A 16,945-nucleotide genomic window follows, 5' to 3' on the forward strand; every position below is an offset into this window, starting at 1 on the left:
CGGACACCTGTCCCACCTACGAGAGGTTGCGTCTCTCCATGGGCGTTCCCAAGGTAATCGATAGCTGGCGTGAGAAGCGCGCGAGCAAGACTGAGAAAGCCCCTGTCTCACCCCCCGCCCGGCCGCTCAACGGCTGGCACGCGACCGGTCTGGTCGCCGGGTTCACCCTGATCCTGGTGGCCCTGGCGTTCGTGGCGCTGGTCGGTATGCGGGTGAGCTGGGTGCCACTCCGAGACACGGCCGACACGGTCGGTCTGCACGAGGTCCGTCAGTTCTACCCGCTGGTCATCGACGGGCTCGACGGCCTGGCGGTGATTGCGTCGCTGGCGCTGGTCGGGTCGCCGGGATACCGGTGGGCGATCGGCACGGTGGTCGGTCTCACCGCCATCTCGCTGTTGCTCAACGTGGCCCACGGTTCTGCGGCCGGGGGCGTCACGGGGGCGTCGGATGCCACGACGTGGGGGCACGTGATCCTCGCGTCGGCCGCGCCGACCATCTGCATCGCGCTCGGTACCCACCTGGCCGCGCTGACCTTCCACCGGCTGACCGGGGTGCTGGCGGCCCGGCGAGTCGCTGAGACGCCGGATCCGTCGACCTTGCTCACCACGAAAGAGGTCGCCGACCGGCTGGGCGTCGAGACGAGCACGATCGGGACGTGGGTGAGCCGGGGAAAGCTGACGCCCGTCGTCAAGGACCCCAAGGTGGGCAACCTGTTCGACCCTGCATCCCTGTGACAACTCGCGGGGCCCGGTAGCCGCCGGGCCCCGCCCCAACCCTGGGAGGACTCGTGAGTATCCGCTCCCTGCTCGAACACGTCGGCATCGACGTAGGAGACGTGATCTTCATCGACGGCGTACCGCTGGACGAGACAACCCCCGAGGGACCCGACGAGGGCCCCGAGTACGACTGCTCCTGAAAGGCAACACCGTGACCAACCTGTCCAAGGAACACAACCCGGCCCAGAGGCCCTCGAACGGACGCCTGCTGCTGCGCTCAACCCTGGAAGTGCTGTTCCGGATCGCCTGCGTGGCCGCCGGGTTCGGGCTGGCGCACTGGTACTTCAACCACTGACCACCCCACCGCGAACGGAGAACACCATGACGAACACGCCGCTTCATACCTCGGAGGCCCCGGCCTCCGCCCCCATCGCCCTCTCCCTGGAGGAGACCAAGGAACTGCTGGCCCGCGCCGTGGAGGAGAAGGGCCGGGACTACGTCTACAAGCAGGTCCAGGTCGACTCCGACGGCTCGACGCTGTGCGCCTACTTCGACCCGGCCACGAAGTGCCCGTCCTGCATGGTCGGCCACGTGCTGGCCTACAAGGGGCTGACCTTCGACCGGCTGGTGAACGAGGACGGCGACCGCAACACGTTCGCGTCCGTGGAGGCGCTGTCGGATCTCGGTGTCATCAGCATCGACAACCCGACGCTCGCCTTGCTCACCGTCGTTCAGACCGAGCAGGACGGCGGGATGACCTGGGGCGACGCGGTCGACGAGGCGCTGGAGACGTACGAGGGCCGCTCGGAGTCGTACGAGACCGAGGGCTACGACGCCCCTGACTGGCACTACGGCCTGTGACGGGGGCGCCGAACATCCTGCTGAGCGGGGTCGTGGGCTCGACCGCCTTCGGCCTTGCTCGGGCCGGGTCGGACATCGACCGGCTGGGCATCTTCGTCCGTCCGACGCCGGAGTTCTTCCGTATTGGGGCCCAGCATCAGGACTCCCTGGTGACGAAGGCTCCGGACGTCACGCTGCACGAGGTCGGCAAGTACGTGAACCTCGCGCTGAAGTGCAATCCGACGATCATGGACCTGCTGTACCTGGAGGAGTACGAGCAGCAGTCCTGGGAGGGTGACTGGCTGGTCGACATCCGTGAGGACTTCCTGTCGCAGCCCTACGTGCGCTCGGCGTACGGCGGCTACGCGATGGGGCAGATCAAGCGAATCAAGCAGGAGCTGGCCAACGAGGCCCGGCAGAAGCGGGTTGCCAAGCATGCCCGGCACTGCTTCCGGCTCCTGCGGCAGGGCCAGCAGTTGCTGGAGTACGGCACGCTCACGGTGAAGGTGCCGGACCCGGAGTTCTACTGGGCGTTCGACGAGATGTCGGCCGACCAGATCGAGAAGGAGTTCTGGAAGGCGTACGACGTCTTCGACGACCGCATCGGGATCCTCCCGCCGCAGCCGCGTACGGACCGGCTCCAGGACTTCATCAACTACGTGCGAAGGATCTGATGAGACGGTTCTACGAGGTTCCGGAGTGGGTGTGGGTCGGCGTGATCTCCATCGAGTGCGCCGTGGCCGTGTACCTGGCGCACGCGATCGAGACGTTGCGCCGCTGACCCTGTGACCTGTGAAGACCCCCGCTGGGACATCTCCCGGCGGGGGTCTTCTGCGTTGCCCCGGAGGCCCCTCGAAGATGTGATCCACGTCATACGCCTTACTTTGAACACGTTCTCGATTACGGCTTGTCATTACGCCTTTCCAGTTATAGGTTTCTCGATGTCGGGGTCACTCAAGTCACCGAAGAACCACCGCACCGAGGAGCACCGCACATGAGCACCGTTGCCCGCCATTACTCCCGTCGCTTCCTGAACAACGAAGGCCACCACGGCCTGGCTGCCGTCCTCGCCGAGGTCAAGGACGGCGACGACCGCGACGAGTACCTGGACTTCGGTGCCACGTTCGAGATCTCCGACTGCAACCGCACCGTGACCCTCGACTTCGGCGTCTACGGCGCCACCGGAACCCCCGACGAGCGCACCGAGCTGCGCGGCGACCTGGAGAACGCGCGGGCCAAGGCGCTGCGCCTCAAGGCCGAGCTGGACGCCTTCGTCGGCGTCCTGGACGAGGCGCTGGACGGCGTCGAGAAGAACCTCGCCAAGCGCGACCGCAAGGCGAAGAAGAAGGCCAAGAAGGCCTCGAAGAAGGGCTGACCATGACCCAGAAGCAGGACGACCGCCCCACCCTGAACCTCGGCCACCTTGTGATCCCCAACGTCAGCGCGAGCCGGGACTGGCTGCGCCGACAGGGTGAGCAGCGCGAGACGGCTACCGAGATCGTCGCGAACGAGACCAGGGAGTGGTTCGGCGACCACCTCCCGGACCACGTCTACGAGCAGTTCGCCCAGCGCGTCGTCACCGCCCTGGACCACCGCGTCTGACCAGCCCAACCACTACGGAGAACACATGACGAACCTCATGAGCATCATGTCTCAGAGCCTGCTCAAGGACATGCTCGACAAGGGCTATGTCCGCAAGCAGAACCACCCCGACGCCCCGCTGTCGATCCTGAACTACACGAACAAGGCCCAGTTCGACAGCGAGTGGAACGACGTCACCAAGAAGACGCGCGGCCTGATCGTCGACTCCGTCACCAACGAGGTCGCCGCCCGGCCCTTCGAGAAGTTCTTCAACTGGTCCCAGATACCTCTCAAGGCGCAGGCCGCTCTGATCAACGAGCCGGTCGAGACGTACGTGAAGTGGGACGGTTCCCTGGGCGTGGGCTACACGCTTCATACCGGGGAGTTCCGGATTGCCACCCGGGGCTCCTTCACCTCTCCGCAGGCGCTGCACGCCACCGAGCACGTCCAGAGCCGGTACCCGGACTTCGAGCCGATCCTGGGCCTGACGTACCTCTTCGAGATCGTCTACCCGGCCAACCGTGTCGTCGTCGACTACCAGGGCCTGGACGAACTGATCCTGCTCGCGGTCGTCGACACTGAGACCGGTAAGACGCTCCCGTCCGGCGCCTACGACTGGCCGGGCCCGATCAACCAGCCGGTCGGCTTCCAGTCGCTGGCCGAGGTCGTGTCCGCGCCGGAGGAGAAGAACCAGGAGGGCTTCGTCGTCCGGTTCCCCTCCAGCGACCTGCGGGTGAAGTTCAAGTTCGAGGAGTACGTGCGCCTGCACCGCATCCTGACCAACGTCTCCACGCTCTCGGTGTGGGAGGCGCTGGCCAACGGGCAGGGCATCGAGCAGTTCATCGACCACGTGCCGGACGAGTTCTACACCTGGGTCCACAAGCAGGTGCACCGGCTGGAGGGCGACTACACCCGCGTCTACGAGGGCGCGGCCGACGACTTCGAGTGGGTCATGCGCCGCGTCCGGCGGCCGGAGTGGGACACCAAGAAGGCCCGCAAGGAGTTCGCTCTGCTGGCCAGCGAGACCGACTACCCGGACGTCCTCTTCGGACTCTACGACGGCAACGACGTCTCGAAGCGGATCTGGAAGAAGGTCCGGCCGGAGTTCGAGAAGCCGTACTACGGCGTCTCCGAGGACGTCGCCTGATGGAGCCCGACTACTACGGCGGGTGGTTCGAGGAAGCGGTGCTGGTGGGCGGACAGAAGATCCTCGCCCACCCCCGCAAGGACTGCATCGGCCGCCACTGCGCCGTCCACAACCCCTCCGAGCACCACATGAGCGAGTGGCGGCAGAACTTCCGGTCCGACCGGGCGCTGACAGAGCGGGTCTGCATGCACGGCGTCGGCCACCCCGACCCGGACGACCTCGCCTACAAGCGGCTGATGCAAGGCGCGGACTACTCGCCCTACGAGGGCCTGCACGGGTGCGACGGGTGCTGTCGATGAGCCTGCCGAAGTGCCAGTGCTGCCGACCGAAGACCACCGCGAAGGAGAAGCGCGTGACGACGCTGACCATGACGAAGGGCCTGCCGGGCTCGGGGAAGTCGACCTGGGCCAAGAAGACCGTGGCCGCTGCCCAGCCCGGCACCATGGTGCGGGTCAACAAGGACGACCTGCGGGGGATGCTGCACGACAACGTCCAGAAGGGCCCCAACGAGCGCCGTACCGTCAAGGCCCGCGACTTCCTGGTGGCCGGGTTCCTCGGGCAGGGCGTCAGCGTGATCGTGGACGACACCAACCTCAACCCGGTCCACGAGCGGCGCCTGCGGGCGCTGGCCGAAACGTACGGGGCGGAGTTCAAGATCGCGGACCACACGGCGGTCCCGCTTCATACCTGCATCCGGCAGGACCTCAAGCGGGACAGATCCGTCGGCGAGCAGGTCATCCGGGGCATGTACGACCAGTACCTGCGGCCTGCGCCGGAGGAGCCCCCGGCCTACGTGGACGGCCTGCCGAACGTGGTCCTGGTCGACCTGGACGGCACCGTGGCGAAGATGGCCGACCGCAGTCCGTTCGAGTGGGACCGCGTCGGTGAGGACGCCCCGCACGACGACGTCATCGACCTGGTGAACACGCTGCACGACGCGGGCGCGGTCATCGTCTTCGTCTCCGGCCGGGACGGCAGCGCCTACGACCAGACCAGGGAGTGGCTGGCTCGCTACGTCGGCGAGTGGACGAGGGAAGCGCTCCTGCTCATGCGTCCGGCCGGGGACATGCGCAAGGACTCGATCGTGAAGGGGGAGATCTACGAGCGCGACATCCAGGGGCAGTACAACGTCTGGCTGGTCCTGGATGACCGCGATCAGGTCGTCCAGATGTGGCGCCAGCGGGGTCTGAGGGTCCTCCAGGTGGCTCCCGGTAACTTCTAGTCTCCCCGAAATCTCCTCATAGTTTTCTCATAGTTCTCTTGACCCCGGTGTACCTTTGTGCGCCGGGGTCTAGCTGTACCCGCCGGTAACCAGCGTTTTTGATCTAGGAATCCGTCCGAATGTCGGGATCCAGCGTGTGACCTGCGCCACTTCAACAAAATGTTGATACTAACGGTAGGTAGAAACTAACTACCGGTAACGTGACTGTTGTATCCAATCGGGCAAAGGGTTCCCCTGTTTAGGGTAAAGAGCCCGCAAACAATGCACTGTCGGCACTTTTGTCAACCCCTAACGGAACTGACAGCTCGGTGCTAATTTCAGGCCCTGGTCAGCCCCTAGATCACCGCCGTCAGGGTCCCTGCGCGCCTGCCCACAGGCCCCTCCTGTATGCCGTGATCCGGGTCACGCCCAGATGCATCGGTTCGACGTGGCCGCCGCGTAAGCCAGCGCAGCAGGCACGTCCGCGAGGAGGGGTTGCTAGGGACATGAACATGATCGATCGTGGCGGTGTCGACGACACGGGGGAGCAGGACGTCAGAGGGCTCCGCCGCGAGTTTGCCGGGGACGTACCCCTCCCTGGTGACGCCCTGGAGTACCCCTCCATCCGGTACCGCGAGGACGTGCCGCACGAGGGGGCGCTCCCGGACCTCTACCGGCAGTCCGATGACGTCGAGCCGACCGACGACGAGATCACCGAAGAACTCCTGCACATGGTGGACACCGGGGAGCTGGCCTTCGGGTGGATCGAGGACCGCCAGGAATTCGGTTTCTGGGAACCGTCACCCGGCCCCGCCCGCGCCAGCTCGGTGACCCCCCGGAGCCCGTCTGCGCAGCTAGCGCGGGCGTCGGCCAGGCCCGACCTCATGAGCCGGTGCTGCCGCACACTGGCGATCGTCGTCGCAGCGGTACTTGCGCCGTTCGCTGTAGGCCTTGCGGCGGCTGCCACCGAGCACCAGAACGACGACGACAGCGTGGACCAGCCCGAAATGACCGGCAACGACGCTCCGATGGGCTCCGTTTCCACCCCGACCGCCACCAGCTCGCCTGGCACCGCCCCGACCCCGACCCGTTCCGCCGTGGTCAAGCTCCCGGGCTCGTCCCCCTCCCTGGGCAAGCATGCCAAGGCATCGTCCGGCCCGGAGACGCACAAGGCGAAGACCTCCGTCGGCAAGCACCGCAAAACGTCCTCGGAGGAACCCAAGAAGGGCGTCAAGACCTTCGTGCCGATCTCGAAGGTCGCCCTCGCGGCCCCCGCGCAGCCTGAAACCTCGAAAGGCCTGGTCGGAGACACTGCGGGCCGCGTGCTGCAACCCGTCGGGAGCCTTCTCGGAAACGCTTCTTAATGCCGTATTGCTAAGCATTCGGCAGGATGCGATTGACAGAAGCAGTATCCGAGAAGCAGTATGGTGGGGTCTTGCCTCACGATGCGAGCGCATACCGGGGGGTTGTCTTGTTAAGGAGTGATCATGGCGGACGTCGTCTCGAAGACGTGCGATAAGAAGGTCCAGCGGGGCCGCAAGAAGGTCGTGTGCGGCCAGGCAGTGCCGGACAACGAGCCCACGGCCATCACCGTGGGAACCACGCGCTACCTGATGGACCTGTGCCAGGAGCACCAGGACGAGCTGCTGTCAGCGGTGGAGCCCTTCACCTCCATCGCCCACGACGCCCAGAAGCGCCTGGGGACCCAGGTGCGCAAGGCCATCAAGGGCAGGGGCGGCAAGGCATTCACCGCAGCCGACGTGCGCGAGTGGCTGAAGGAGCAGGGTCGCGAGGTCTCTGGGACCGGCCGCCTGCCTTCCGACCTCATCCGGGAGTTCGAGGAAGCGCACAGCTAGAGCTGACACCGCCCGCAGAGGGCCGGAGGGAATCATCCCCCGGCCCTCTCTTTGCGTTCCCGGACAGTGTCTACCCCCGCCCGCCTGCGGGGCTTGCTGGGCAGTGGCCTCGGTGATTACAAACACGTAGTCATGATCCTGTAAAAAGGATGCATGAACACGACGAGCGCGCGACGGCCGGACCACGGGAGCCCCCTCCCGTCGGCCAGCATGCCCGCGCTCGTCACCTCGGCCTCGACGGCGTTCTGCCTCGGCCGTGTCCTGTTCCCCGCCCGCTAGGGCTGCCCGTGGTCCGCTACTGCCACGTGAGGCGTAAGTCCCGGCGGGGAACCCCTCCCTCCTGGCGCAAGTAAGTTGCGCATTGGAGTTGACAAGCCGTATCCCTGATACGGTAGTGTCCAGCGAAGCAATTACGGGATGTAGCGCAGCAGGTAGCGCGCCTGATTTGGGATCAGGAGGTCGTCGGTTCGAAACCGGCCATCCCGACTTCGAGGCCCTTTGGCAGAGACAGTTAATGCGCCCGCCTGAAAAGCGGGAGATCTTGGTGCGATTCCAAGGGGGGCCACTTTGTTCAGACGCCGAGCCCTGTTCCTGGACAAATACTGCAATCAACCTCTGAACAGGGGCGGGAGACCGAAACGCATCACTGGGGCGAATCCGCAGATTCATATGTGGTAGGGAAAGGCACTTATCCCGAGCCCGTCACCTAATCTCGCAGGCGTGCGGAGTGCACCATGAACAAGAGAATCGCTGGAATCGCTCTCGCGGGCGCGCTGGCCCTGACCCCGATTGCGTCCCCCACCGCCTCGGCAGCGGCAGCAGCCGCATATGTGACCGTAAAGAGCGGGGACACGCTCGGCGGGATCGCGTCGAAACACCACACGACCTGGCAGAAACTCAAGTCCATCAACCACCTGAGCAACGCGAATCTCATATACCCGGGACAGAAGATATATATGTCCGCAACATCCACCTCCACCACGGCCCCGGCCAGCACGACGGCCGCTTCCTCGACTTCCTCGGGGACGAAGATCGTCAACCAGGCCAAGAAGTACATCGGCACCCGGTATGTCTACGGCGGCACCTCGCCGTCGAGCGGCTTCGACTGCTCCGGCCTGACGTACTACACCTTCAAGAAGCTGGGGAAGACCATTCCCCGGGTCGCGGACGCGCAGTACCGCTCCAGCACCAAGGTCAAGACCCCCAAGAAGGGTGACCTGGTATTCGTCCACGACTCAAGCGGCCACGTCTATCACGTGGCCATCTACGTCAATTCCACGACGTGGCTGGAGTCCGAGCGCCCCGGAAAGGGCGTCAACTACTACAAGCCGTGGTCGAAGTCTGTTTACTACGGGCGCTACACGGTGAAGTAGGCTTCACCTTAAGAAAGGCCGGAGGGAAGATAGGGTCCTTCCGGTCCCAGCCCGAGTAGACGAATGGCACAGTCAGCGGTCTCAAACACCGTGCCGAAAGGCGTGTGGGTTCAAATCCCACCTTGGGTACGGTCCGGAGTCAGGTACCTGTTTGGACGCGGAGTCCAGTAGGGTCGGTGCAAACCCTGATGCAGCATTCCCCGATAGCTCAATCGGCAGAGCAACGGACTGTTAATCCGTGGGTTCCTGGTTCGAATCCAGGTCGGGGAGCTAGGAGTGATTGGCGGTCCTACTCCTACGTCTAAACTCGCCCCGCTCGGGAACACCGGTACCCCGTTAAAATTCCGGCATGGTGTATGTGGCGAAAAGGTAGCCGCGCCGGGCTGTGACCCCGGTGTCCCGAGAGGGGCGTGAGGGTTCGACCCCCTTCGTACACCCGACAGCCCCGGCCGACCGCTCGACGATGTCGCCGGGGCTCAGCCTTGCCCGCTGTAGGTCACCACGAAGGCGATCAGGGCCGCCCAGGGGACTACCCCCACCAGGGACGGGAAGCGGGCGGACAGTAGCCCCAGCAGGGCAGTGATACCCCACGCCACGTACGTCCGGTTCAGGACAGTGCCCTCGTCCGGCTCCTCCTCGGCGGCAGGGGGAGGCACATCGGCGCCCCGGTGGGAGTTCAGGTGCCGCTGCCTGTCGACGGCCGCGTCCACATCGGTCTCGGCGACGCCCCACTCCCTGCATTCGTCGCAGGTCCAGAACACAGCAGCCTCCTTCCTCGGGTACAGCAAACCCCCGGCCTCCGCCTGGACAGTGGCGGCCGGGGGTTCGTGGTCGACGGTTACTTGACCTTGAAGTGCAGGGCGACGCCCGGGTTGGCGGCCGAGGTGCCCAGCGTGGTCGTCAGGGAGACCGTGTCGCCGGGGACGAACGTGGCCAGCGCCGCGACGTCGTTGACGGCCGGGGTGATGACGTTCACGCCGACGTACGGGTTGGTGAGGACCTTGTTCCCCTTGGTCGCGCTGGCCGCGACGGTTGCGAGGGCCCCCGAGACCGCCGAACCGTTCTTGTTGACCTGGAACGTGGTCTGCGTCGAGCCCGCCGTGCCGAGGTTTCCGTAGATGGCCACCAGTTCGGCGGCGACCGGAAGGGGCTGGGCCACGGACAGGTCGCTGCTGGTCAGCACGAAGGTGTTGCCACCGACTCCACTCATGAAAGACTCCTAGTTACTGGTTCTGAACCAGTACTCAGTTTAGTCTGTGCAGATCAGCCGTCCGAATGGCCGTTTAACTGCTGGAGTCGGTTGGGTTCACTTCAGGAGTGAACGTTGTCAAAGAAGCCGTAATGCTGATACCGTACTCGAACGCCGGGCCGAGAGGCCTGGCACCACCAAACCCCCGCGAGAGGAACCACCTTGAGCATGCTGCTGGAGTTCACCGAGGTCGACTGGGTCCGCGAGATCCTGATGGACCCCAACGTCGGTCACCAGGCTGCTGCGAACGACCTCGTCTTCAACGGTGTCGAGACCTCCGAGACCGCCGTCCGGCGCTGGCGCAAGGCCAACGGCTACAAGAAGAACGTCCTGGTCGAGCCGGGACGCAAGCCGCTTCATACCCTGCCCGAGGAGGGCACGGCCGAGGCAGTGGCCGCGAACGAGGAGTCCCGGGAGCGTCTCACCGCCCTGGAGTCCGACAACCGGCGCCTGTTCTCCCAGTACAAGAAGGCCAAGGCGCGCGGTGACGAGTACATCGAGGCCGTCTACAAGGCCGCCCGCGACGCCGCCCAGTACGTCGGCAGCACCCCCGTCGTCCCGCCGGTCGCGGACAAGCGCACCAAGGCCCCCGAGGTCGCCCTGTGGCACCTCACCGACTGGCAGGGCGGCAAGAAGACCGACACCTACGACCGGATCATCATGCGCTCGCGCATCCACCGGTACGTCGAGAAGGCTAACGAGATCACCGACATCCAGCGCGCCGACCACCCGGTCAAGCACGGCGTCCTGCTGTTCACCGGAGACATGGTCGAGGGCGTCTCGATCTTCCCCGGCCAGGTCTGGGAACTCGACGGAACCCTGTATGAGCAGATGTTCGACGTCGCCGACCTGATGCTCTGGACGATCAAGCAGGCGCTTCATACCTACGAGACGGTCGAGGTCGTCGCCGAGTACGGCAATCACGGACGCCTCGGGAAGAAGTCCGATGGCATCAAGGCGAGCGACAACGTGGACCGCATGGTCTACAACATCGTCCGCGAGCGCCTTGCGGGCGAGGAGCGCCTGACGCGGTTCCAGACCGACGGCGGCTGGTACCAGAACTTCTCCATCGGCAACTACAAGGCCATGGCCATCCACGGCGACGAGATCAAGAGTTTCGGCGGCAACATCCCCGCCTACGGCATCCTCCGCAAGGCCAACCAGTGGGCCTCCGGCGTACTGCCCCGGTTCCGGGACCTGTACATCGGCCACTACCACCAGTCCATGCAACTCCAGTTGGCCAACGGCGGCTCCGTCTTCATGACCGGCAGCCCCGAGAGCGACAACATCTACGCCCAGGAGTTCGTCGCGGCCACGGGAGACCCCTCCCAGCGGCTGCACTTCATCAACCCCGAGAAGGGACGCGTCACCAGTGAGTACCGCGTCTGGCTCTGAGCCCTCCACCACCACCCTGGAGAACCCCTTGAGCATCATCACCGAGGCCGCATCCGAGCACGAGGCCTCCTATCGCTACCTCACCGACGACGAGGGCGACGCCTACGTCTCCGTCAAGGACGTCGTCGGCTCCCTGCTGGAGTTCGCCGACAAGTTGCAGGGCCTCGGCGGCATCCAGCAGCAGATCGGCGACGCCTTCACCCAGGTCGCCGTCCAGTTGGCCGAGCCCTTCATGGACATCGAGCGGGAAACCGTCGTCCTCACGCTTCATACCTCGCCCCTCGGGGGCGGCCAGTGAGAACAGCCCGCGACAACGCGGTCTGGAAGGTCCGGGTCCTGCTCAGGGTCTGGGGCCAGTGGAAGCCCAAGACCTACTTCTACTCCCGCGAGTTCCACATCACCAAGTGGCGCGAGACGGCTGAACGCCGCCCCGACTACGTCCAGATCGACTTCATCGGCAAGTACTCCCTGGAGGAAGAAAGTGGCACGCAAGACGACCACCACCACGACGGTCAACTCCCGCAAGGACAGTGACGGCAACTGGGAGGAGTACGACAGGCAGGTCGTCACCGTCGTCGAGCGGGACGACGAGGGATACCCCTACGGCCCGATTCGCTTCAACCCCGGCCACTACGGCCTGAACCCCTTCGTCCAGCGCAGCAAGACCGGCGCCTACGGGGACTGGATGGCCTGGTACGAGGCGCTCGGCGCCCGCCCGGCCGCCAAGGAGCAGGAGGACGGCCAGGATGGCTAAGGGGCCCGTTCCGCCCGTCGGGACCTACGGAGTCACCGCAACCGGCGGCATCGCAGGATGGTGGATCCGGCTGGGCACCTTCAGCCGGTACAACCACGCCTTCGTCGTCGGCCACGGCGGCCTCATCATCGAGGCCACCCCCCACGGCGCCAAGTACGGGCACATCTCGATGTACCCCAAGGCCCGCTACAACCTTCATACCTCGCTCCCGGACGACACCCGGGAGCGGATCTGGAGCAACGCGCAGGCCCTGCTCGGCACGAAGTACGGCTGGCTGGACCTCTTCGCCCTCAGCCTGAAGTTCTTCGGCCTGCGCTGGGAGTGGGTCGAGAACCGGATCCAGCGACAGGACCGGCTCATCTGCTCGCAGTTGGTCGACCTGGCCTACGAGCGGGCCGGAGTCCATCTCTTCGACGACGGCCGCCTCTCGCAGAACGTCACCCCCGGCGACCTCGCCGACATCCTCGCCGACTAGGAGAACCCGTGCCCGTCCCGAACACCCTGCTTCATACCTCCCCCCACCGCCCCATGCGTGCCGTCAGGCAGTGGCATGAGGCGGTGGGGGAAACCCCCTTCATCGAGCGCGACGAGATGGGCCGCGACCAACTCATCGCCTTGCGGGCCGAACTCCTCGGAGAGGAGGCACAGGAAGCCCTGGAGGCCCTGGTCAACTACCGCAAGGCGCAGATCATGGACGACTTCATCGAGGCCTCGCCCACGAGCGCCTTCCTGCCGGGACGGCCCAAGCAGCCCGAGGCGCCGCACTGGTACGCGGCCCTGGCCAAGGAACTCGCGGACATCCTGTACGTCGTCTACGGCACCGCCGACCTCCTGGAGATCCCCCTGGAGGCCGTGTTCGCCGAGGTGCACCGCTCGAACATGAGCAAGGTCGGCCCCAACGGTGAGGTGATCCGGCGCGAGGACGGCAAGATCCTCAAGCCCGACGCCTACCGCGAAGCCGACGTCCACGGCGCCCTCACCGGAGAGTGGCTGTGAGACGCGTACGGCGGGCCGTCAGCCGGTTCTTCGAGGCCCTGATCCACATCGCGCTCCGCGTTCTCGAAGCGCTCGCGTCGCCCTTCACCTGGCTCTAGGCATGAGGAAGCCCCCGACTCCTGGGCTAGCGGAGTCGGGGGCTTCCGGCATTCTGTCAGGCTCGGACGTCGAAATCTCCGGCCTTGACACTCTGGACGAACGTCGACCAGCCAGCCTGGGTGAAGCTGTGCGTACCGACCCCCCGGTCCTTGGTGTCCCGTACCTTGGCGCTGCCTTCTGGGGTCGCGGCGAACTCGACGCAGCTTCCCTCACCGTTGCTGTAGCTGGAGGTGAACCAGTTCAGCTCGCCGCTCGTGTCTTTCATGTTCCGAACCTTTCCGCTGTTTCTTTCAACCAGGCGACGGAGCTATCCGGCCGCGTAGAAGCCGCCACGAGCTGTTGAAAGATCTCCTCGTGGCGACTTACATCTGAGGTTTTGTCCAGATACACGGCGCTCGTCAACTGCTCTGAGTAGACGAGCGATCCAGGGGTGTCATCGAACGACAAGATCGAGAACGAGTACCCCATGCTTGCGTGTGCACCGGCCTCGAAGGGCAGGATCTGGACAGTGACGTTCGGGTTGTTCTCCGCCACTTCAGCAAGGTGACTCAACTGCTCGTGCATCACACTGCGTGACGCCACCACTCGGTGAATCACTGCTTCGTTGAGAACCACCCACACCTTGGGAGGGTTGTCCCGCGTAAGGATTTCCTTGCGCTGGATCCGTGCACTTGCACGGCGGTCGATCTCATCTGCTGTCGGCGCCTGAGACATGGAGCGGATCACCGACTGGGCGTACCGCTCGGTCTGGAGCAGACCGTGGACCAGCTCGGTCTCGTAGATGAGCACCTGAGCCGCATCGGCCTCGAAGCCCAGGTAGGGCTTGAACCACTCCGGCAGGGCATCGCCGTAGGAGTGCCACCAACCGTTCTGGCGGCTCCGGCGGACCAGGTCGACGAACTGCCGAATGTCCTGAGGATCCTGAACTCCGTACTCGTTCAACAGGAGTTTGGCATCCTTGTCGGACAGCGGAGATTTGCCTCCCTCGATCCGGCTGACCTTCGACTCGGACCACGCGAGCGACTTGGCCACCTGCGCCGCCGTGAGTTTCTTGGACTCGCGCAAGTTGCGCAGCTCTTGGCCGAGCCGTCGCCTCAGCACGGTCGGACTGGCTGCCAACGTGACCTCCCAGGTTGCGGGTACTGCTGCACAGTCTGCCACCCCCTCCTAACACACAACAGCCTTCACCCGTGCGTGCACTTGCTGATCCCATGCACTTGCATGACAGCCGGATGCGGAGGATGCTACTAGCGGAGGGTGGTGACGTCGTTACTCGCCCTTGCAACTGCTGTTCGAATTGCGGCCGTTGGGCTAGCGGCCGTACGGATCGACGAAGGAGTGGCAGATGGCCGAAGAGAGGACGAGAGAGCGGAAGCGCCGCCCGGGTCCCCCCAAGACGTGGACCGCCAAGGAGGCTGACGAAGCCGTCCAGGTGCTCAAGGGCGCGCTCGTCGGCGTAGGGATCACGCTCCCCTCGGTCGACCGCGCATACGGCGAGCTGAGCATGCCGCTCGTCGAACTCGGCCGCGCCCGGCCGGACGTCGTCGTGTCGCTGGCGGACTGCCTCACCGAACTGGTCGAGCTGCGCGGCGTCGTGAAGTCGCTCATGGAGGCGTCGGAGTCGGAGAAAGAGGCGGTGACGGCCGATGGATGAGGAAGAGCTCGAAATCGAGCAGGGCGTGATCGTCTTCGACACGGTCAATGAAGTCGTCGCGGAGATCATGGAGGTCGGGGGCCAGAAGGTCGCACTGCGGCGACCGAACGGCGGCGTCGAGTGGTGGAGGGACAAGAACTACCTGCGGGCCCCGACCACGAGCGAGCGCCTGAGTTCGGGAGTGGCGGTGGCCAACGCCCGGAGTAGGGGCGAGCTGTAATGGTTGTCCGTGCGATGTACCGCCACCTCGAACACTCCATCTACCTGGACCCGAACGCCGAACGGGACCTGGAGGACGTGGAGTGCACCGGCTGCGACTGGACGGCCGGAGGGGGAGGCGCCGGTCTGGGCCTGACCTTCCCGCAGATCCAGGACGCGGTGTTGAAGCACACGGGAGCCACGGGTCACAGCGGCTTCCGTCAGGTAACGACGAACTACTGGCGAGTCGTCCGGAGCGGCCAGGATGTCGCCACCCAGTTGTCGGTTCCGGTGGTCCCCACCCCTGGACAGGTCGAGCCGCCGGAACCGACGTAGTGCCCGCGCCGGTCGGTCTCCCGTGAAGCCGACCGGTGCGGATGGAAACCCCGGTCACTGCTCCTCCCCCGAGGCAGTGACTGGGGTTTCGAGCTTCCTGGAGACGGAGGCGTCAAGCACTATTAGAATAGTGCTTGACAATACGTAGCGTGCCGGATAGGTTCCTGCCCGTAGGATTTGCACGTCAGGGAGGGACCGATGGCACAGGACAGAACCCGCAGGGCCGCCGAAGCGCACAAGGCAGCCGAGGCACACGTGGCCGTGCTCACCGAGGCGTCCAGGGAGCTGCGCAGCATCCCGAAGATCGCGCGGCGGATCGACTCGATGATGCGGGGTATCGCGCCGGGCTGGGACATGAACGACCGCAGGCAATTCGACCAGGCGACCCTGGAGCGCACTGGCGACCTCATGGGGGAGATCGCCGCCAGCGAGCTGTGGAAGCGCAACGGCCGGGTCGTCTACGACCTCCACCAGGAGCTGGCCGACGCCCTGTACCGGTCCAAGATGTCCAAGGTCCCCGGCCAGCTCTTCGACCGGCTCCCACACATCAACCCCATGGTCGTCCTCCCCGACCCCTGGCCCGCCGGGAAAGGCCGGGGCGGCCTGGCCGAGGGGTACGTACGGTGCTTCTTCATCACCGGCTTCTCCGGCAAGGGCCTGTGCAACTCCAACGACCCCGACCGGGACGGCCTGGCGCTCCTCTTCTGCTACGACGTGGTCGACGAGGACACCGGAGAGATGGTCGCTGGTGGGTACCGGGACCTCATGCCACTGCCGATGGACAGGAAGAGCTTCACGGCCGACGAAGCCATCCGGTTCGCCGAGGAATGGCAGGGAGGCAGCGCCGACGGAAAAGACCGAAGCGAAGCCGTAAAGACCTTCCGTCCCATCCTCCAGAAGGCCTTCGCCGTCCTCACTTACCTGTGCACCGACAACCGGGACGTCAAAGAGCCCCCGGAGTGGACCAAGGCACAGGGCAGGAAGAAGACCGGCAAGGGCCGCAGGCCCAAGGAGCGCGACCCGTTCTGGGTCCGCGTCGGCTGGTACGTAGGTCCTCAGTTGCACACGGCCCGCCAGCGGGCCGCCGCAGTCGACCGCTCCGGGATCTCCGTCCCGTCCGGCGTCGAGTACGGCCCACAGCACCGCGCCGGGCACTTCAAGACGGTCTGGTTCGGGCCCGGCAAGTCCGGCCAGCGCACTCAGTCCACCACCACCTGGGTCGAGCCCTACTGGACCAAGCTGGAGGACCTGCCGGAAGGCGTGGACGCGCCCACGCAGATCGTCCCCGTAGACCCCCAGCGGGGCGACCCGCTGCGCCGACGCAAGACCATCGGCAAGTAGCGGCGACACCCAAGGCCCCGGCTGCGACACTGGCAGTCGGGGCTTCGTGCTACCCGGATACGTGCATATGACAAAGGCTCAGACGCTCGGTCAGTCAAGACTTACCCGGCGTCATGTGTCTCAGGTCACGTCTAGCAGATTCATAGAATCGCTTGCGAAGCCAATCTGACGACCCATACAGTAATCACATCAGGAAGCAGTAACTCGCC

General features: G+C 65.3%; 28 protein-coding genes, 5 tRNA genes and 1 riboswitch. Of the genes, 29 read left to right on the forward strand and 4 right to left on the reverse strand.

Going from position 1 to position 16,945, the window contains the following annotated elements:
- Positions 1-38 precede the first annotated feature (38 nt).
- From ABT114_RS32520 to ABT114_RS32610, 19 genes are all read left to right on the forward strand, one after another.
- The gene (locus ABT114_RS32520) at positions 39-734 is read left to right on the forward strand and encodes a helix-turn-helix domain-containing protein (protein WP_351146494.1); all 696 of its coding nucleotides are present in this window, start codon (positions 39-41) and stop codon (positions 732-734) included.
- A 53-nt stretch (positions 735-787) separates the two neighbouring features.
- A complete protein-coding gene (locus ABT114_RS32525; RefSeq protein ID WP_351146495.1) occupies positions 788-916 on the forward strand; it encodes a hypothetical protein in 129 nt (42 codons plus the stop codon).
- Positions 917-927: 11 nt separating this feature from the next.
- Positions 928-1,071 carry a hypothetical protein gene (locus ABT114_RS32530; protein WP_351146496.1) on the forward strand — a complete coding sequence of 48 codons (144 nt, stop codon included), beginning with the start codon at positions 928-930 and terminating at the stop codon, positions 1,069-1,071.
- 26 nt (positions 1,072-1,097) lie between these two features.
- Entirely contained in the window at positions 1,098-1,577 is a 480-nt protein-coding gene (locus tag ABT114_RS32535) for a hypothetical protein (RefSeq protein WP_351146497.1), read from the forward strand.
- Positions 1,574-2,230, forward strand: coding sequence for a nucleotidyltransferase domain-containing protein (locus tag ABT114_RS32540; RefSeq protein WP_351146498.1), 657 nt, complete (start codon positions 1,574-1,576; stop codon positions 2,228-2,230). The genes ABT114_RS32535 and ABT114_RS32540 overlap by 4 nt, the downstream gene beginning before the upstream one ends.
- Before the next feature lie 320 nt (positions 2,231-2,550).
- Positions 2,551-2,931, forward strand: coding sequence for a hypothetical protein (locus tag ABT114_RS32545; protein ID WP_351146499.1), 381 nt, complete (start codon positions 2,551-2,553; stop codon positions 2,929-2,931).
- 2 nt (positions 2,932-2,933) lie between these two features.
- Positions 2,934-3,158, forward strand: a complete 225-nt coding sequence (locus tag ABT114_RS32550) for a hypothetical protein (protein WP_351146500.1) — start codon at positions 2,934-2,936, stop codon at positions 3,156-3,158.
- Positions 3,159-3,195: 37 nt separating this feature from the next.
- The gene (locus tag ABT114_RS32555; protein WP_351146501.1) at positions 3,196-4,284 is read left to right on the forward strand and encodes an RNA ligase; all 1,089 of its coding nucleotides are present in this window, start codon (positions 3,196-3,198) and stop codon (positions 4,282-4,284) included.
- On the forward strand, positions 4,284-4,583 hold the full coding sequence (locus ABT114_RS32560) for a hypothetical protein (RefSeq protein ID WP_351146502.1): 300 nt from the start codon (positions 4,284-4,286) through the stop codon (positions 4,581-4,583). Before ABT114_RS32555 ends, ABT114_RS32560 begins: the two co-directional genes overlap by 1 nt.
- Before the next feature lie 53 nt (positions 4,584-4,636).
- A complete protein-coding gene (locus tag ABT114_RS32565; protein WP_351146503.1) occupies positions 4,637-5,506 on the forward strand; it encodes a phosphatase domain-containing protein in 870 nt (289 codons plus the stop codon).
- Between the two features lie 485 nt (positions 5,507-5,991).
- On the forward strand, positions 5,992-6,849 hold the full coding sequence (locus tag ABT114_RS32570; protein WP_351146504.1) for a hypothetical protein: 858 nt from the start codon (positions 5,992-5,994) through the stop codon (positions 6,847-6,849).
- A gap of 123 nt (positions 6,850-6,972) precedes the next feature.
- On the forward strand, positions 6,973-7,341 hold the full coding sequence (locus ABT114_RS32575) for an Lsr2 family DNA-binding protein (protein ID WP_351146505.1): 369 nt from the start codon (positions 6,973-6,975) through the stop codon (positions 7,339-7,341).
- Between the two features lie 153 nt (positions 7,342-7,494).
- On the forward strand, positions 7,495-7,620 hold the full coding sequence (locus ABT114_RS32580; RefSeq protein ID WP_351146506.1) for a hypothetical protein: 126 nt from the start codon (positions 7,495-7,497) through the stop codon (positions 7,618-7,620).
- Positions 7,621-7,754: 134 nt separating this feature from the next.
- Positions 7,755-7,827, forward strand: a tRNA-Pro gene (locus ABT114_RS32585).
- Positions 7,828-7,833: 6 nt separating this feature from the next.
- A tRNA-Phe gene (locus ABT114_RS32590) sits at positions 7,834-7,906 on the forward strand.
- A 28-nt stretch (positions 7,907-7,934) separates the two neighbouring features.
- Positions 7,935-8,076, forward strand: a riboswitch (cyclic di-AMP (ydaO/yuaA leader).
- Positions 8,076-8,714, forward strand: coding sequence for a C40 family peptidase (locus tag ABT114_RS32595; protein WP_351146507.1), 639 nt, complete (start codon positions 8,076-8,078; stop codon positions 8,712-8,714). (Overlaps the previous riboswitch by 1 nt.)
- Positions 8,715-8,763: 49 nt before the next feature.
- Positions 8,764-8,843: transfer RNA gene (locus tag ABT114_RS32600), tRNA-Leu, on the forward strand.
- A 68-nt stretch (positions 8,844-8,911) separates the two neighbouring features.
- Positions 8,912-8,984 (forward strand) — tRNA-Asn (locus ABT114_RS32605).
- 82 nt (positions 8,985-9,066) lie between these two features.
- Positions 9,067-9,151 (forward strand) — tRNA-His (locus ABT114_RS32610).
- Positions 9,152-9,190: 39 nt separating this feature from the next.
- On the opposite strand, the gene ABT114_RS32615 is transcribed toward ABT114_RS32610, so the two are convergent.
- Positions 9,191-9,475 carry a hypothetical protein gene (locus ABT114_RS32615; RefSeq protein ID WP_351146508.1) on the reverse strand — a complete coding sequence of 95 codons (285 nt, stop codon included), beginning with the start codon at positions 9,473-9,475 and terminating at the stop codon, positions 9,191-9,193.
- 77 nt (positions 9,476-9,552) lie between these two features.
- On the reverse strand, positions 9,553-9,924 hold the full coding sequence (locus ABT114_RS32620) for a hypothetical protein (protein WP_351146509.1): 372 nt from the start codon (positions 9,922-9,924) through the stop codon (positions 9,553-9,555).
- A 201-nt stretch (positions 9,925-10,125) separates the two neighbouring features.
- On the opposite strand from ABT114_RS32620, the gene ABT114_RS32625 reads away from it, so the two are divergent.
- From ABT114_RS32625 to ABT114_RS32650, 6 genes are read left to right on the forward strand one after another with little or no spacing between them, the layout of a single operon-like run.
- Positions 10,126-11,358 carry a metallophosphoesterase family protein gene (locus ABT114_RS32625; protein WP_351146510.1) on the forward strand — a complete coding sequence of 411 codons (1,233 nt, stop codon included), beginning with the start codon at positions 10,126-10,128 and terminating at the stop codon, positions 11,356-11,358.
- Positions 11,359-11,386: 28 nt separating this feature from the next.
- Entirely contained in the window at positions 11,387-11,656 is a 270-nt protein-coding gene (locus ABT114_RS32630) for a hypothetical protein (protein WP_351146511.1), read from the forward strand.
- Positions 11,653-11,892 (forward strand): hypothetical protein, encoded by a 240-nt coding sequence (locus ABT114_RS32635; RefSeq protein WP_351146512.1) that lies wholly within the window; start codon positions 11,653-11,655, stop codon positions 11,890-11,892. Before ABT114_RS32630 ends, ABT114_RS32635 begins: the two co-directional genes overlap by 4 nt.
- Positions 11,840-12,112, forward strand: a complete 273-nt coding sequence (locus ABT114_RS32640; protein WP_351146513.1) for a hypothetical protein — start codon at positions 11,840-11,842, stop codon at positions 12,110-12,112. The genes ABT114_RS32635 and ABT114_RS32640 overlap by 53 nt, the downstream gene beginning before the upstream one ends.
- On the forward strand, positions 12,105-12,587 hold the full coding sequence (locus ABT114_RS32645; RefSeq protein WP_351146514.1) for a hypothetical protein: 483 nt from the start codon (positions 12,105-12,107) through the stop codon (positions 12,585-12,587). Before ABT114_RS32640 ends, ABT114_RS32645 begins: the two co-directional genes overlap by 8 nt.
- Positions 12,588-12,595: 8 nt before the next feature.
- On the forward strand, positions 12,596-13,108 hold the full coding sequence (locus tag ABT114_RS32650) for a pyrophosphohydrolase domain-containing protein (protein WP_351146515.1): 513 nt from the start codon (positions 12,596-12,598) through the stop codon (positions 13,106-13,108).
- Positions 13,109-13,262: 154 nt separating this feature from the next.
- On the opposite strand, the gene ABT114_RS32655 is transcribed toward ABT114_RS32650, so the two are convergent.
- Both ABT114_RS32655 and ABT114_RS32660 read right to left on the reverse strand, forming a co-directional pair.
- Complete coding sequence (locus tag ABT114_RS32655) at positions 13,263-13,472, reverse strand: DUF397 domain-containing protein (protein WP_351146516.1); 210 nt, start codon at positions 13,470-13,472, stop codon at positions 13,263-13,265.
- Positions 13,469-14,326 (reverse strand): helix-turn-helix domain-containing protein, encoded by an 858-nt coding sequence (locus ABT114_RS32660; RefSeq protein WP_351146517.1) that lies wholly within the window; start codon positions 14,324-14,326, stop codon positions 13,469-13,471. The genes ABT114_RS32655 and ABT114_RS32660 overlap by 4 nt, the downstream gene beginning before the upstream one ends.
- Before the next feature lie 226 nt (positions 14,327-14,552).
- On the opposite strand from ABT114_RS32660, the gene ABT114_RS32665 reads away from it, so the two are divergent.
- The 4 genes from ABT114_RS32665 to ABT114_RS32680 all read left to right on the forward strand — a co-directional run bounded on the left by ABT114_RS32665 (position 14,553) and on the right by ABT114_RS32680 (position 16,736).
- The gene (locus ABT114_RS32665; protein ID WP_351146518.1) at positions 14,553-14,861 is read left to right on the forward strand and encodes a hypothetical protein; all 309 of its coding nucleotides are present in this window, start codon (positions 14,553-14,555) and stop codon (positions 14,859-14,861) included.
- Positions 14,854-15,081 carry a hypothetical protein gene (locus ABT114_RS32670; RefSeq protein WP_351146519.1) on the forward strand — a complete coding sequence of 76 codons (228 nt, stop codon included), beginning with the start codon at positions 14,854-14,856 and terminating at the stop codon, positions 15,079-15,081. Before ABT114_RS32665 ends, ABT114_RS32670 begins: the two co-directional genes overlap by 8 nt.
- Positions 15,081-15,395, forward strand: a complete 315-nt coding sequence (locus tag ABT114_RS32675) for a DUF7848 domain-containing protein (RefSeq protein WP_351146520.1) — start codon at positions 15,081-15,083, stop codon at positions 15,393-15,395. Before ABT114_RS32670 ends, ABT114_RS32675 begins: the two co-directional genes overlap by 1 nt.
- Positions 15,396-15,593: 198 nt before the next feature.
- Complete coding sequence (locus ABT114_RS32680) at positions 15,594-16,736, forward strand: AcrVA2 family anti-CRISPR protein (protein WP_351146521.1); 1,143 nt, start codon at positions 15,594-15,596, stop codon at positions 16,734-16,736.
- The last annotated feature ends 209 nt before the right edge of the window (positions 16,737-16,945 follow it).

Origin of the sequence: Streptomyces sp. NPDC002088, from assembly GCF_040296605.1 — a bacterium.
Classification (GTDB): domain Bacteria; phylum Actinomycetota; class Actinomycetes; order Streptomycetales; family Streptomycetaceae; genus Streptomyces.

What these genes read in the sequence shown, in the direction of transcription:
- ABT114_RS32520 (WP_351146494.1), top strand. Translation starts at nt 39, where the DNA reads ATGGGCGTTCCCAAGGTAATCGATAGCTGGCGTGAGAAGCGCGCGAGC.
- ABT114_RS32535 (WP_351146497.1), top strand. Translation starts at nt 1,098, where the DNA reads ATGACGAACACGCCGCTTCATACCTCGGAGGCCCCGGCCTCCGCCCCC.
- ABT114_RS32545 (WP_351146499.1), top strand. Translation starts at nt 2,551, where the DNA reads ATGAGCACCGTTGCCCGCCATTACTCCCGTCGCTTCCTGAACAACGAA.
- ABT114_RS32550 (WP_351146500.1), top strand. Translation starts at nt 2,934, where the DNA reads ATGACCCAGAAGCAGGACGACCGCCCCACCCTGAACCTCGGCCACCTT.
- ABT114_RS32555 (WP_351146501.1), top strand. Translation starts at nt 3,196, where the DNA reads ATGAGCATCATGTCTCAGAGCCTGCTCAAGGACATGCTCGACAAGGGC.
- ABT114_RS32560 (WP_351146502.1), top strand. Translation starts at nt 4,284, where the DNA reads ATGGAGCCCGACTACTACGGCGGGTGGTTCGAGGAAGCGGTGCTGGTG.
- ABT114_RS32570 (WP_351146504.1), top strand. Translation starts at nt 5,992, where the DNA reads ATGAACATGATCGATCGTGGCGGTGTCGACGACACGGGGGAGCAGGAC.
- ABT114_RS32575 (WP_351146505.1), top strand. Translation starts at nt 6,973, where the DNA reads ATGGCGGACGTCGTCTCGAAGACGTGCGATAAGAAGGTCCAGCGGGGC.
- ABT114_RS32580 (WP_351146506.1), top strand. Translation starts at nt 7,495, where the DNA reads ATGAACACGACGAGCGCGCGACGGCCGGACCACGGGAGCCCCCTCCCG.
- ABT114_RS32595 (WP_351146507.1), top strand. Translation starts at nt 8,076, where the DNA reads ATGAACAAGAGAATCGCTGGAATCGCTCTCGCGGGCGCGCTGGCCCTG.
- ABT114_RS32620 (WP_351146509.1), bottom strand. Translation starts at nt 9,924, where the DNA reads ATGAGTGGAGTCGGTGGCAACACCTTCGTGCTGACCAGCAGCGACCTG.
- ABT114_RS32645 (WP_351146514.1), top strand. Translation starts at nt 12,105, where the DNA reads ATGGCTAAGGGGCCCGTTCCGCCCGTCGGGACCTACGGAGTCACCGCA.
- ABT114_RS32655 (WP_351146516.1), bottom strand. Translation starts at nt 13,472, where the DNA reads ATGAAAGACACGAGCGGCGAGCTGAACTGGTTCACCTCCAGCTACAGC.
- ABT114_RS32665 (WP_351146518.1), top strand. Translation starts at nt 14,553, where the DNA reads ATGGCCGAAGAGAGGACGAGAGAGCGGAAGCGCCGCCCGGGTCCCCCC.
- ABT114_RS32670 (WP_351146519.1), top strand. Translation starts at nt 14,854, where the DNA reads ATGGATGAGGAAGAGCTCGAAATCGAGCAGGGCGTGATCGTCTTCGAC.
- ABT114_RS32675 (WP_351146520.1), top strand. Translation starts at nt 15,081, where the DNA reads ATGGTTGTCCGTGCGATGTACCGCCACCTCGAACACTCCATCTACCTG.
- ABT114_RS32680 (WP_351146521.1), top strand. Translation starts at nt 15,594, where the DNA reads ATGGCACAGGACAGAACCCGCAGGGCCGCCGAAGCGCACAAGGCAGCC.